Origin of the sequence: Bilifractor porci (assembly GCF_009696005.1) — a bacterium.
GTDB lineage: Bacteria > Bacillota > Clostridia > Lachnospirales > Lachnospiraceae > Bilifractor > Bilifractor porci.
Genome location: NZ_VUMV01000002.1, coordinates 298,650 through 312,616 on the forward strand (window position 1 = coordinate 298,650; position 13,967 = coordinate 312,616).

10 protein-coding genes and 1 tRNA gene are annotated in these 13,967 nt (G+C 54.8%); 9 read left to right on the forward strand and 2 right to left on the reverse strand.

Going from position 1 to position 13,967, the window contains the following annotated elements:
- The first annotated feature begins 45 nt into the window (after positions 1-45).
- From FYJ60_RS04185 to FYJ60_RS04220, 8 genes are all read left to right on the forward strand, one after another.
- The gene (locus tag FYJ60_RS04185) at positions 46-951 is read left to right on the forward strand and encodes a formate dehydrogenase accessory sulfurtransferase FdhD (RefSeq protein WP_205838957.1); all 906 of its coding nucleotides are present in this window, start codon (positions 46-48) and stop codon (positions 949-951) included.
- Positions 952-970: 19 nt separating this feature from the next.
- Positions 971-1,063: transfer RNA gene (locus tag FYJ60_RS04190), tRNA-Sec, on the forward strand.
- An 89-nt stretch (positions 1,064-1,152) separates the two neighbouring features.
- On the forward strand, positions 1,153-3,867 hold the full coding sequence (gene fdhF / locus FYJ60_RS04195; protein ID WP_154457307.1) for a formate dehydrogenase subunit alpha: 2,715 nt from the start codon (positions 1,153-1,155) through the stop codon (positions 3,865-3,867).
- Between the two features lie 96 nt (positions 3,868-3,963).
- On the forward strand, positions 3,964-5,418 hold the full coding sequence (selA, locus tag FYJ60_RS04200; protein ID WP_154457308.1) for an L-seryl-tRNA(Sec) selenium transferase: 1,455 nt from the start codon (positions 3,964-3,966) through the stop codon (positions 5,416-5,418).
- Positions 5,419-5,445: 27 nt separating this feature from the next.
- Entirely contained in the window at positions 5,446-6,066 is a 621-nt protein-coding gene (gene mobA / locus FYJ60_RS04205; RefSeq protein ID WP_154457309.1) for a molybdenum cofactor guanylyltransferase, read from the forward strand.
- 98 nt (positions 6,067-6,164) lie between these two features.
- Positions 6,165-8,093 carry a selenocysteine-specific translation elongation factor gene (gene selB / locus FYJ60_RS04210; RefSeq protein ID WP_154457310.1) on the forward strand — a complete coding sequence of 643 codons (1,929 nt, stop codon included), beginning with the start codon at positions 6,165-6,167 and terminating at the stop codon, positions 8,091-8,093.
- 46 nt (positions 8,094-8,139) lie between these two features.
- Positions 8,140-9,063 carry a molybdopterin adenylyltransferase gene (gene mog / locus FYJ60_RS04215; RefSeq protein WP_154457311.1) on the forward strand — a complete coding sequence of 308 codons (924 nt, stop codon included), beginning with the start codon at positions 8,140-8,142 and terminating at the stop codon, positions 9,061-9,063.
- 80 nt (positions 9,064-9,143) lie between these two features.
- Complete coding sequence (locus FYJ60_RS04220) at positions 9,144-9,593, forward strand: Rrf2 family transcriptional regulator (RefSeq protein WP_154457312.1); 450 nt, start codon at positions 9,144-9,146, stop codon at positions 9,591-9,593.
- Here FYJ60_RS04220 and FYJ60_RS04225 read toward each other — a convergent pair.
- A complete protein-coding gene (locus tag FYJ60_RS04225; protein ID WP_154457313.1) occupies positions 9,583-10,473 on the reverse strand; it encodes a hypothetical protein in 891 nt (296 codons plus the stop codon). The two genes, FYJ60_RS04220 and FYJ60_RS04225, sit on opposite strands and share 11 nt — an antisense overlap.
- 310 nt (positions 10,474-10,783) lie before the next feature.
- Between FYJ60_RS04225 and FYJ60_RS04230 the strand changes: the two genes are divergently transcribed.
- A complete protein-coding gene (locus FYJ60_RS04230) occupies positions 10,784-13,426 on the forward strand; it encodes a calcium-translocating P-type ATPase, PMCA-type (RefSeq protein ID WP_154457314.1) in 2,643 nt (880 codons plus the stop codon).
- Between the two features lie 26 nt (positions 13,427-13,452).
- Here the strand turns inward: FYJ60_RS04230 and nrdG are convergent, their stop codons facing one another.
- Entirely contained in the window at positions 13,453-13,965 is a 513-nt protein-coding gene (nrdG, locus tag FYJ60_RS04235; RefSeq protein ID WP_154457315.1) for an anaerobic ribonucleoside-triphosphate reductase activating protein, read from the reverse strand.
- Positions 13,966-13,967 lie beyond the last annotated feature (2 nt).

Here is a 13,967-nt window from a genome sequence, read left to right on the forward strand (position 1 = left end):
GGCAGGCCAAAAAGAGTGATGCCGGAACATCCGGCGTGGAGAATTATGACGGAAGTAGCAGACGAAAGCAGCCGTGACGGCCTGACCGGAGAAACTCCGGTCAGGACCATCCGGCGGGATGGAAAAGTGGAGAAAACCGGTCAGGAGCTTCTGCATGAGCAGGTGCTCCAGGTCTTTGTGAACGGGAAGCTGACCATGCGCCTTGTCTGCACACGGGAATATCTGCCGGAGCTGGTGATGGGCCGTCTCCTGACAGAGAAAATGATTCTCTGCGCGGAGGATGTCCGGTCTGTCACCGTCTGCCGTTTTGGAAGGAATGCCCTGGTCACGCTGCGCGAACGCGAAGGAGATGCCCTTCCCGCTTCAGACAGTGGAGACGGAGGACAGGCGCAAAAAAGCCCGGAAGGCGCTTCGGAAGAGCCGGGGAACAAGGACGGGAGAAGGCCGGAAAGCGGTGCGGCGGTGGAGACAGTGGCGTCCTGCTGTACCGGAAGCCGGATTCTGGACCGAAGTCTGGCTGCGGCTCCGGAGCTGCGTCCGTCTGCCGGGCGGGAGATCCGGAAAGAATGGGTTTTCCGTCTGGCGGATGCTTTTGCCAAAGAACAGCCGCTTTACGCGGCTACCCGCTCCATCCACAGCTGTATTCTCAGCCGCTGCGGCCGCGTTCTGTTTTCCTGCGAGGATATCGGCAGGCATAATGCCCTGGACAAGGCCATAGGCTACGCTCTTCTCCATGAGATCCCTCTCTCGGAGTGCGAGGTCTACACAAGCGGGAGAATTCCGCTGGATATGACCAAGAAGGTCATACGGGCGGGGATTCCGGTGCTGGTCAGCAAAGCGGCTCCCACGGTGGAGGCGGTGGAACTGGCGCGCTCCTTCGGCATTATGGTCATCGGGCAGGCCCGTCCGGATTCCTTCCGGCTGTACTGTGGAGAGAGCAGTCTGGTCTGACAGCGGCGCCGTTCTTTACGGAGGCGGATAAGTGCTGGTGTGCTTCGCGGTCTTCAAAACCGTTGTGGGGAGTTAGCAGCTTCCCGGATGGGTTCGATTCCCATCCCCTCCGCTCTTCAAATTTTCTGTTCATACACATCTGTCTCAGAACTGTACAAAGACCGGCCGGTGGAAAACGCCGGACCGGCAGAGGAGGTACAAATGGTATCGCTGATGATTAATGGGTATGAATGTATGGTACAGGAAGGTACCACAATTCTGGAAGCGGCACAAGGTGCCGGTGCGCAAATCCCAACGCTCTGTTTCCTGAAAGAAATCAATGAGATCGGATCCTGCCGTCTCTGCGTGGTAGAGGCGGAGGGGGAAGATCATCTTCTTCCCGCATGTAATACCATCGTAAGAGAGGGCATGAAAATTCAGACGGAATCGCCAAGGGTTGTGGCTGCCCGAAGGGAGGTTCTGGATCTCCTGCTGTCCAATCACAAGCGAAACTGCTTTTTCTGCAGCAGGAACGGAGCCTGCGACCTGCAGAAATGGTGTAATTATTATGGCGTGGAGGAGAGCCGCTACATCGGCTCCAGAAAAAAGATCGAGAGGCCGCCAAAGGACAGCCATCCGTTTCTTTCCTACCACCCGGAGCTGTGCATCCACTGCCAGCGCTGCGTGAGTACTTGTGAGAACGCAACCGGGCGCCACGCGATTAATCTGGGAAAAACGGGGATGTTCACGGTCATCGACGTGCCGTTTGGAGACGATTGGAAGACGACGCTCTGCGAATCCTGCGGAAACTGTGCGCAGGCATGTCCGACGGGGGCGCTGACCGAGAAAAGAACCAAACAGTACAGACCCTGGGAGGTGCGCCGCGTCAGGACGACCTGTCCGCACTGTGCGACCGGCTGCCAGATGGACCTGATTGTCAAGGACAACCGGATTGTGGATGTCGAGGGGGCGGACGGGCCGTCCAATCATGGGCTTCTGTGTGTCAAGGGCAGATCCGGCAGCTTTGATTTTGTCCATTCTCCGGACAGACTGCGGTATCCTCTGATCCGGAACCGGGAGACAGGACAGCTGGAAAGAGCGACCTGGGATGAGGCGCTCGATCTGGTGGCATCCCGTTTCATGGAGATCAAAAAGAAATACGGAACCGGATCGCTGGCAGGGTTCGCCTGCTCCCGGTCCCCCAATGAAGACATCTACATGGTCCAGAAAATGGTCCGGACCTGCTTCGGAAACAACAACGTGGACAACTGCGCGAGAGTCTGCCATTCCGCGTCCGTTTCCGGCCTGGCCACGACTCTGGGCTCCGGTGCGATGACCAATCCGATCGGGGATATCACACACGATGTGGACTGCATCCTTCTGGTAGGTTCCAATCCGGAAGAGGCGCATCCGGTTGTCGGGATGCAGATCCGCGAGGCCGTTCAGCACGGGACAAAGCTGATTATTGTGGATCCCAGGAAACTGGGACTCTCCCAATATGCGGATATTCATCTCCGGATCCGTCCCGGAACCAATATCATGTTCGCCAACGGCATGATGCATGTGATGATCCGGGAAGGGCTGGTGGATCAGGAGTTTATCCGGGAGCGCACAGAGGGATTTGAAGAGCTGAAGAAAATCGTCAGCGATTATACGCCGGAGAAGGTTGCGGAGGTCTGCGGAATTGATAAGGACAAGCTGATAGAAGCGGCCAGAATGTACGCGTCCGCGAAGAAAGCGCCGATTATTTATTGTCTGGGAGTCACGGAGCACAGCTCCGGGACGGAGGGGGTCATGGCAATGTCGAACATGGCCATGCTCTGCGGAAAACTGGGGAAACCCGGCTGCGGCGTCAATCCGCTGCGCGGACAGAACAATGTGCAGGGAGCCTGTGACATGGGAGCCATGCCGGATAAATATCCGGGGTATCAGAGTGTGATGGATGCGGCAGTCCGCGCGAAGTTTGAAAAGGCATGGGGAGTTCCGCTGAATCCGGACACCGGAGTTTTTGCGACGGATGTTTTCGGTGCCGCGATCCGCAAGGAAATCCGTGGCCTGTACATCTACGGCGAGGATCCTGTCGTGACGGACGCGGATACCACGCATATTATCAAGGCGCTGAAAAGTCTGGATTTCTTCGTGCTGCAGGAGCTGTTTCTGACGGAGACCGCTCAGTACGCGGACGTTATCCTCCCGGGTATGAGCTACGCGGAGAAGGAAGGAACCTTTACCAATACGGAGAGGAGAGTCTGCCGGGTGAGGAAGGCAGTAGATCTCACGAAGGATCCGTCCTTTGACATCCGTTTGGATACGGATATCATCATTGACCTGATGAACCGTATGGGTTATCCGCAGAAAAAGATGACATCGGCGCAGATTATGGATGAAATTGCGTCTGTGACTCCGAGCTTTGCAGGCATCAGCCATCAGAGGCTGGATGAGACGCCGGACTTTCTGCAGTGGCCCTGTACAGGCAGGGATCATCCGGGAACACCGATCATGCATGTGGGGAAATTTTCCAGGGGGCTGGGATGGCTTTACCCGACCAGATATACGCCTCCGGCAGAGACGCCGGACAGGGATTATCCGTTCTGCCTGATGACGGGAAGAATTCTTTATCACTACACAACCCGCGCCATGACGGGACGGACGCCGGGGCTGATGGAGATTGAGGGCAGTTCCTTTATCGAGATGAACCAAAAAGACGCGGATCGGATGGGAATCGCGGACGGGGAGAAAATCCGGGTCTCCTCCAGGCGGGGAAGTATTACCACCTCAGCGAGAGTGGGAACGAGGGTCAACGAGGGAGAAACCTGGATGCCCTTCCATTTTCCGGACGGAAACGCGAACTGGCTGACCAATGCCGCCCTGGATCCGAAATGCCGGATTCCGGAATACAAGGTTTGCGCGGTCCGGATTGAAAAAATATCCGGTTGATCCGGAAGCGGCTTCCGGAGCCGAAGTCAGAAAAGGATGTCGGCGCATGCGCCGGGCGGGGAGATGAGCCGGGAGAATCTGAGGCACGGAGCAGAGATGAGACAGGAACTTTTAAGACAAATACCGAAGATAGACGTACTGCTGCAGGATGAAAGACTGCGGCAGGTGATAGAGAAATACGGGAGGACCCGCACGGCGGATGTCCTGCGCACGGTGACCGGGGAAATCCGCGGGGCGGTTTTGTCAGGAGAAGAAACCACTGTGCCGGATGCGGATGAGATTCTGCGGATGGCCCTGTGCAGACTGGAGGAAAATCCTGCCTGTTCTCTCAGGCCGGTGATAAACGGAACCGGCATCATCCTTCACACGAACCTGGGCCGGGCGCCCCTGTCCGAGCGGGCGCTGCGGGCGGTGGAGGCTGCCGCCGGGGGGTATTCCAATCTGGAATACCGTCTGGACTCCGGGAGCAGAGGGTCTCGCCACGACCATGTGACGGAGATTCTGCGGGAACTCTGCGGGACAGAGGACGCCATGGTGGTCAATAATAATGCGGCCGCCGTTCTTCTTTCGGTGGCAGCGCTTGCCCGCGGGAAGGAGGTTCTGGTCTCCCGCGGGGAGCTGATAGAGATCGGCGGATCCTTCCGGATTCCGGATGTCTGTGAGCAGAGCGGAGCCGTTCTCCGCGAGGTAGGGACGACAAACCGCACACGCCTTGCGGATTACCAGGGCGCGCTGAATGAGGAGACGGGCGCTGTCTTTAAGGCGCACACCAGCAATTACCGGATTGTCGGGTTTACGGAGGAGACATCTCTGGAAGAACTTTCCGGGCTTGCCCTGGAAAACGGCATCCCGCTGATTTATGATATGGGAAGCGGGCTGTTTGAAGGGCTGGAACGGTACGGGATCGAAGAGCCGGACATCCTGCATGCACAGAAAGCAGGAGCAGATGTGATTACGTTCAGCGGAGACAAGCTTCTTGGCGCCGCCCAGGCAGGGCTGATTGTCGGCAGAAAGCAGTATATTGAGAGGATGAAGCGTCATCCGCTGGCCAGAGCGCTCCGGGTGGACAAAATGACCCTTGCGGCACTGGAGGCTACCCTATATGAATACCGGGACAGAAATCAGGCGCGCCGGGAGATTCCTGTTCTCCGGATGATCTCGGAGAGTCCGGAAGCACTTCGGAAAAAGGCGGAAGCGCTCTGCGCGCGGCTGGCCGGCACCGCCGGGAGCGGAAGGCTGACGTTTGCCGTGGAACCATGCCGGGACCGGACCGGGGGCGGATCGGCTCCGCTGAATGCCCTGGAAGGATATGCAGTGACTGTGCGTCTGGACACCGGAGGATCAGAAGATATATCTGTTCCGGAGAAAAAGTGTATGTCCTGCACAGGTATTCATACGCTGGAGGATCTGGAGAAGGCTCTGCGGCTGGCGGAATTTCCTCTGATTGCCCGGATCACACAGGATCGTCTCTGGATCTCTGTCCGGACGCTTCTGGCGGGGGATGAGGAAAAAATCGCAGAGGATTTTGAAAAAATCAGTAGGCTGCCGTAATGGAAAAATCCGAGATCGGAGAACGGGGTGCTGCAGGTGAAACGGATCGCGGTGGATGCCCTGATTCTGGCAGGCGGAAAAAATCTCCGCATGCGGGGAAATTACAAGGGAGATCTGAAAGCAGGGGGAGAAACCTTTGCGGATCATCTGATCCGCGAGATGAAAAAAATATCGGACCATATTTATCTCTCCTATGGTGCAGTCAGCCACGGGGAGAAAGAGGGATGTACGGTTGTCCGGGACATTCACCCCGGCTGCGGTCCTGTTTCCGGACTGGAGGCAGGGCTTACATTCTGCTGTTCGGAATATCTTCTGGCGGCGGCGTGTGATATGCCGTTTCTTCGGGCGGAGTTTTACGAGCTGCTATTGGACAGGGGGGCGGAAGAAGCGGAAAAAACCGGCCTCTTTCCGGACTGTATTGTTCCGCTTCTGCACGGACGCCCGGATGTTCTTGCTGCTGTATACAGCAAAAGAATGCTTCCGGTTATCCGCCGGCTGATCAGGCAGGGCATTTATAAGCCGCGCGCAGCGGCGGAGCAGGTGAATACCCTGTATGTTCCGCTGGACGGCCTTCCGGAATACGCGACTATGCTGCAGAACATCAATACGCCGGAGGAGTACAGTAAAATAACAGAACGTTCATTATAGATAATAGCGTGTACAGGCGGGGAGCTTATACACTGATTCATCATGGAATGCCGGGAAAAGCCGGCAAAATGATTCCATGGGAATGTTGTGGAAGAGAAATGAATAACATCATCATCGGAACGGCGGGACATGTGGATCATGGAAAAACCTGTCTGATAAAGGCGCTGACCGGGACGGACACGGACCGGCTGGCGGAGGAAAAGAAAAGGGGAATCACCATCGAGAACGGATTTGCCAGCCTGCCGAACGAGGAAGGGCTGCGGATCGGCATCATAGACGTTCCCGGACATGAGAAATTTATCCGGAATATGCTGGCTGGAATCGGGGGCATAGACCTGGTTCTTCTGGTTATCGCCTTGGATGAGGGAATTATGCCGCAGACCAGGGAGCATTTTGATATTCTGAAAATGCTTCACATCCCGCGGGGGATTCTTGTATTTACCAAGCTGGATCTGGCGGATGAAGAACTGATCCGTATGGCGGAAGAAGAGACGGATGAAATGGTAAAGGGAAGCTTCCTGGAGCATGCGCCCCGGATCTGCGTCTCGGCTGTGACAGGAGAAAACATTCCGGAGCTGAAGAGGCTGATTCTTGAAAACGTCCGGAATACGGCCGTAAGGAGAATAGATCCGGAGATGTTCCGGCTTCCGGCAGATCGTGTTTTTTCCCTAAAAGGTGTGGGCACTGTCGTGACAGGAACGCTGGTGGAAGGTTCCTGCTCCGTGGGGGAAGAGCTGATGGTTTACCCGCAGCAGAAGATTGTACGGGTCCGTTCGATACAGAGCCACAATCAGCAGGAAACCACGGCATATGCGGGACAGCGGACCGCGCTGAATCTGGCGGATATCCGTAAGGAGGAGCTGGAGAGAGGAGAAGTCATCGCGCGGCCGGGGCGGATGATCCCGTCCATGATGCTGGATGCCCGTGTGCAGCTGTTTTCCGATGCCCGGCATACCCTGAAAAATAACAGCAGGGTACATATCAGTTTCGGGGCTGCCAGGGCGGACTGCAAGGCGGTTCTTCTGGATGCCGCGGAGCTGAAGGCAGGGGAGGAAGCCTATGTGCAGTTCCGTTTTGAAGAGCCGGTGGCCGTAAGAAAGGGTGACCGGTTCATCCTGCTTTTTTATTCCCCGGTAGAAACCTTCGGCGGCGGCGTATTTCTGGAGGCGGACGCCAGAAAGCACAGGAGAAACCAGGAGAATGTTCTTCGCGGACTGCAGATCAAGGAACAGGGAACAGACGCGGAGCAGCTGGAGGAAGAGCTTCGGGAATACAGTGCAGAGATCCCTTCTGTATCGGAGTTTTCGGTACGTCTGAATCTTACGGAAGAAAGAACGGCGGAACTTCTGCTGGAGCTGAAGGAAAAGAAGCGGGCCATCTCCATCGGAACCGACAGGTATATTCACATGGATTTCTGGAAGGTGATTGCCGCCTGCGCAGAGAAGATGCTGAAAAAATTTCACGAGGAAAACTCCGTTATCCGGCAGATGGAAAAAGCGGAGTTTTACAACCGGATCAGCGCCCGGTTTGCGCTGAAAAAGAATCAGCAGGAGCTGATTCTTCATGAACTGGTAAAGCGGAAGGTGCTCCAGATTTCCGAAGGCGGAGTGATGCTTTACGGCGTGGACGAGACGCCGGACGCAGAGGTGGCCCGCCTTGCCGAGCAGCTCCTGAAGCAGTACCGGAAGGCCGGGTTTGAAGTGCCTTACACAGAAAAACTGGCGGAACAGTACAGAAACCCAAGGCAGATCCGCCAGATCCTGTCAGATCTGGGGAAGAAGGGGAAACTTGTCCGGGTGGATGCGTCCGCCTATATGGCGAAGGAGCACTGGGACTACGTGACAGACGTTCTCTATCAGAAGCTAGACAGAGACGGACAGATCACCCTGGCAGAGTATCGGGATCTCCTTCACACCTCCCGGAAATATTCGCAGATGTTCCTGGAGGCGTTTGATAAAAGAAAATACACAAAACTGGTCGGGGATGTCCACTATAAAATTAAGGACAGGCCGGAGAATCGTACCTGAAGAGGCGTCAGGCCAGAGAAAAAATCAGAAAGCAGGAGACAGGGCAATGGGAAAAGTAATTGCTGTGTGTGTCAGTGAAAAAAAGGGTACGCAGAAGAGACCGGTGGACAGTATTACGCTGAAAACCGACTGGGGCGTGGAGGGAGACGCCCATGCGGGAAAATGGCATCGCCAGGTCAGTCTTCTTTCCTATGAGAAAATAGAAGAATTTCGTCGTAAGGGAGCTAAGGTAGAGTTCGGCGCGTTCGGGGAGAATATTGTTGTGGAGGGATACGATTTGAAAGAACTTCCTGTGGGAACCCGATTTCGTATCGGAGAAGTTCTTCTGGAACTTACCCAGGTCGGAAAAGCCTGCCACAGCCACTGTGAAATCTATAAGGTGATGGGAGACTGCATTATGCCAAGGGAAGGAGTTTTTACGGTTGTTCTGAAAGGAGGAACCATCCGTCCGGGAGACACCGTGACCATGCTGGAACCTTCTCCGGACAGGCCCTTTACGGCAGCGGTGATCACACTTTCGGACAGGGCAAGCAGGGGAGAATATGAGGACAAATCCGGCCCGGCAGTCCGGGAGGTGCTGGAAAAGGCCGGCTATCATGTTGTAGAGCAGATCATTCTGCCGGATGGAAAAGAAAAACTGAAAGCAGAGCTGATCCGCCTGACAGAACAGCGGCAGGTCAACGTAATTTTTACCACAGGTGGAACCGGATTTTCCGTGCGCGACCTGACCCCGGAGGCAACAAAGGAAGTCAGTGAGCGGGAGGTGCCGGGAATCGGGGAGGCTCTGAGGGCTTATTCTATGCAGTTTACCACGCATGCCATCCTGAGCCGTCAGACGGCGGGAATCCGTAAGAAAACTCTGATCGTAAATCTTCCCGGCAGTCCTAAGGCATGCCGGGAGGATCTGGATTTCCTGCTGTCCCCGCTGAAACATGGGCTGGGAATTCTGCGCGGCACAGAGACAGACTGAAAAATGAACTTGAAACCTGCCCGGATTGCGGTTATTATATAATGTAAAAAAAAACATGACAGCACTACAGGGAGTTAAGGATGCAGGTTTCCACAAAATTTACGATTGCCATTCATATTCTGGCGGCCGCGGAATATTTTAAGGAAGATTATAAGATTACCAGTGAGTTTCTGGCCTCCAGTATCGGGAGCAACCCGGTTATCATACGAAACATCATGGGACAGCTGAAGGACGCCAATCTGATTGCCGTCCGCCGCGGTCCGGGAGGAATTACGCTTACAAGGCCGATGGATCAGATTACGTTTTATGATGTCTATGAGGCGGTGGAGACAAACAAGGAAGAACTGTTTAATTTCCATGAAAACCTGAATCTCAACTGCCCGGTCGGGAGAAATATCCACGGAGCGCTGGATGACAAGCTGGCAGAGCTTCAGAAAGAGTTCGAGGAGGATCTGAAGAAATTCAATGTCGGCATGGTAGTCCGTGACCTGCAGAAAGAAAGCAAAAAGGAAGCGCAGGTCAACGGATAGCCAGATGCAGCAAATGGCTCCGCGCGATCAGGAAGATGGCGAGGTCCATGAACAGGTGGGCAATAAAGGTACTCAGGATAACGCCGTTGGAGGTAAGAAGAAACCCTGAGTGAAAGCCGAACCAGCAGACAAAAGCGGAATAGGCGGCCAGCAGGCCGAGAATCGGAAGGTTGCGCCAGATTCCCTTTAGCATACGCGCAAATTCTTTTACCGTAAAATCAAAATAAAAGAATCTGCCGGCGGCAAGTGTCAGAAAGTACAGGATCAGCTGATTGTAGTTGGTATCCTGGTAAATAAAGCGGATGTACAGCAGGATCAGGATGATGTAAAACGAACTGGTCAGCCGTACATCTGCTTTTTCTTCTGTGCCCAGGTATTTCAGGTGCACAAAGGTCATATCCAGCCATGCGGTCAGGAACACGGAAAGAAGGATAAAAATCAGAAGAAAAACATCCTGGTACTGGATCCAGTAGGCATAGGCGGCAGGCATGTGCGCGTCAATCAGGTAGTACAGCGTCAGAAAAAACAGGACGGAGGTGGCGGAAAAGCAGAGCTCAAAGAATCGCTCGACCAGGTCGTACTGTTTTTTCCGGATATGCCGGAGCTGACTGGGCGTATAGCTGCCGGAACCTTCCGGACGGCTGTGATCTGCCGGATTCCCATTCCCGTAATAGGCATCGTTAGAATCACGGCGGTAAAGGATCCGGCTGTTTTCCAGATCCGCCTTCCGGACCTCCTGTTTTGCCCCGGCTTTTGCCGCGATCAGAATAATGGCCAGCACTGCTGCCAGGCCGAGAAATGCCGCCAGCAGGAACTGTCCCGCGTTTGCAAAGTCAAAATAATGTTCCAGATAATATTGATTGACGATTGATGTATCCATGCCCTGTATTGTAGGAGCAAGATATGAACGAAGTGTGAACAAAAAGACAGAGCCTGGGCTCTTTCCCGGCAGATGCCTGCGCCCTGTCGGATCGGACAAACTGCCCGGAGTGTAAAAAATTATTTGTGCTTTCTTGTCAGGAGGATAAATATCCGCTAGGATGAAGATGCCAGGGTTAAAAGGCCATAAATCGATCATGCCTGTATGAATCGGGGTACGACCTTGGAACCCTCCTGGTATAGAAACAGACATTTAAGGGGTTCATGTATCATGGCATCATCACAGAAAACGTACAGGGAGCGGATAGAGTATGGCAGAAGTTTATGAGAAAGACCTGAGCGAGCTTCAGGCGGAACTGGGGAGCCGGGATACGGGCCTCTCGGAACAGGAAGCCGGTGAGAGGCTGCAGAAGTATGGGAAGAACGAGCTGGAGAAGGCCGGGAAAAAGAATGTTTTTCAGAAGTTTCTGGATGAACTGAAAGATCCGATGCTGATTATGCTTCTCGCCGCGGCGGTTGTTTCCGCGGTTACCAACGCGGTTTCCGGAGAATCCATGGCGGAGGTTTTTATTATTCTGATTGTGGTGGGACTGAACGCCGCGCTGGGAGTCTTTCAGGAGAGCAAGGCGGAAAACGCGGTGGAGGCGCTGCAGAAAATGACGGCGGCTACCTGCCATGTCATCCGTGACGGAAAACAGGAGGAGGTTCCCAGCAGCAGCCTGGTACCGGGAGATGTTGTACTCCTGGAAGCGGGGGACATGGTTCCGGCTGACGGACGGCTTCTGGAGGCGGAGTCTCTGCGCATAGACGAATCCTCTCTGACAGGAGAATCGGTGCCCGTGCAGAAGCTTGTGAAAATGGTGAAGCAGGAGGATTCCGGAGAGGTATCTCTGGGCGACCGTAAGAATATGGCCTTTATGGGCAGCAGTGTCTCCTATGGAAGAGGTAAGCTTCTGGTAACGGACACAGGCATGCGGACGGAAATGGGAAAAATCGCCGATGTCCTGAATCAGACGGAGGACAGCGAGACGCCGCTGCAGAAGAAGCTGAATGAGCTTGGCAAAAAGCTGTCTGTCATGGTCATCCTGATCTGCGTCTTCATTTTTGTGTTCGATATGGTTATGGCTCCGGAGAGAAACCTGAGCACGGTCCTGCAGATCTTCATGATTGCCGTCTCCCTTGCAGTCGCGGCAATTCCGGAGGGACTGGCTACGGTTGTCACGCTGGTTCTTTCTCTGGGCGTTACCCGCATGTCCAAGGCCAACGCCATTGTGCGCAGGCTGACAGCCGTGGAGGCGCTGGGCTGCACTAATGTCATCTGTTCCGATAAGACGGGGACGCTGACGCAGAACAGGATGACGGTGGTCCGGACCTTTGGGGACCGGAAGCTTTTGGCGGAAGCCATGTCTCTGTGCAGCGATGCGCAGGCAGATGAGGACGGGGCAGTTCAGGGGGAGCCGACAGAGGCGGCGCTTGTGGCCTTTGCGGAGAAAGAGGGCTTCCACAAGAAGCAGGCGGAAAAGACCATGCCCCGTATCGCGGAGTGTCCCTTTGATTCCTCGCGCAAGATGATGACAACGTTCCACCGCACGGAAAAGGGAATTATACAGTATACCAAGGGGGCTCCGGACGTTGTCCTGGGCCGCTGCGCTACCTGGATCAGGGATGGGAAGGAACTGCCTCTGGATGAAGAGGGAAGGCGGATCATCCGGGATCAGGTCAGTGCCATGGCTGCGGACGCGCTGCGTGTTCTTGCCGCAGCGAAAAGATCCTATAAGACGCTTCCGGAAAATCATTCCCCGGAGCAGGCAGAGCAGAATCTGTGCTTTATCGGACTGGCCGGCATGATGGATCCGGTGCGGAAGGAGGTTCCGGACGCGCTGAGAAAATGCCGGGAGGCCGGAATCCGGCCGGTCATGATTACCGGCGACCACCGGGATACGGCGGCGGCCATAGCCAGGGAGCTTGGGATTATTCAGGAAGATTCCGAGGTAAAAACCGGGGCGGAGCTGGACCGCATCAGTGATGAGGAGCTGTACAGAGATATTGATAAATACCATGTCTACGCGAGGGTGAAGCCGGAGCATAAGGTCCGGATTGTAAACGCGTGGAAGAAGAGGGGCGCCATTACGGCTATGACCGGTGACGGCGTGAACGACGCGCCGTCTGTAAAATCCGCGGATATCGGAATCGGCATGGGCATTACAGGAACGGATGTAACCAAAAACGCGGCGGATCTGATTCTGACGGACGACAACTACGCGACGATTGTGCGGGCCGTGGAAGAGGGAAGGCAGATCTATGATAATATCCGCAAGGCGATCCAGTTCCTCTTGAGCACCAACATCAGCGAGGTAATTATTGTTTTCCTGTTTACCCTGCTTCGTTTCAATACCTTCCGGCCGATGCACCTGCTCTTTATCAATCTGCTGACAGACTGCTTTCCGGCCATGGCACTGGGAATGGAGTCAGAGGAAAAGGATGTGATGAAAAGGCCGCCCAGAAAATCCGACGATTCGGTTTTCTCCGGCGGAATGGGAAGGGATATCGCCTATCAGGGAAGCCTGGTCGCCGTCCTGGTCCTGATTTCTTACCTTTTCGGCTCTTTTGCACAGCTGGGAGAGCCTGGACATTCTGTGACCGGGCTGACAATGGCCTTCGTGACGCTGAACCTGTGTGAGATTTTCCACAGCTTTAACATGCGGTCAAGAATCCATTCGGTGTTTACTCTTGGGAGCCAGAACCTGACGCTGTGGCTTTCCGGCGTCAGCGGATTTGTTCTGACGACACTGGCGGTAAAGATTCCGGCCGCCGCGAAGGTGCTTCAGCTGGAGGACCTTTCCTGGGGACTGTACGGGACGGCTGTGCTGATCGCTTTTCTGGTCATCCCGGTGGTAGAGATAGTAAAGGCTGTGCAGCGGGCGCTCCGCCGCAAAAAAACAGCATCGGCCTGAGTGGCCGATGCCGGATAAAAAATCTGTTATTTTGTGTGTTTTTCCGGTGGAACATAGCCGTGCAGCGGAATCAGACGCTGGTTGCTGCTTCCCCGGAAAAGCAGGGTAATGTCCTTCAGGGATTCCTCAAACCTTCCGTCTACGACCAGATCCAGGCAGGAGAGAATGGTGTCGGTGACTTCCGTATATTTCTTTCCGCCTTTTACCAGGTCCACGTCAAAGGTATAGCCGGTGTAGCACCAGATATCCTTTTCCGGAAATTCCGCCTTTACGCGCATGAGAAAGGGAGCCAGCGCACGCTGGTTTTCTTCCTCAAACGGATCGCCGCCAAGCAGGGTCAGCCCCTGGATGTAGTCCGGCTTCAGCAACTCCAGGATATGGTCCTCCACTTCCTCTGTGAACGGTTTTCCGTAGGCGAAGTCCCAGGTCTCCGGCTGGAAACATCCCTTGCAGTGGTTCCGGCATCCGGAAACGAAAAGGCTCACCCGCACGCCGGGACCGTCCGCAATATCAAATTCTTTAATGATAGAATAATTCATCG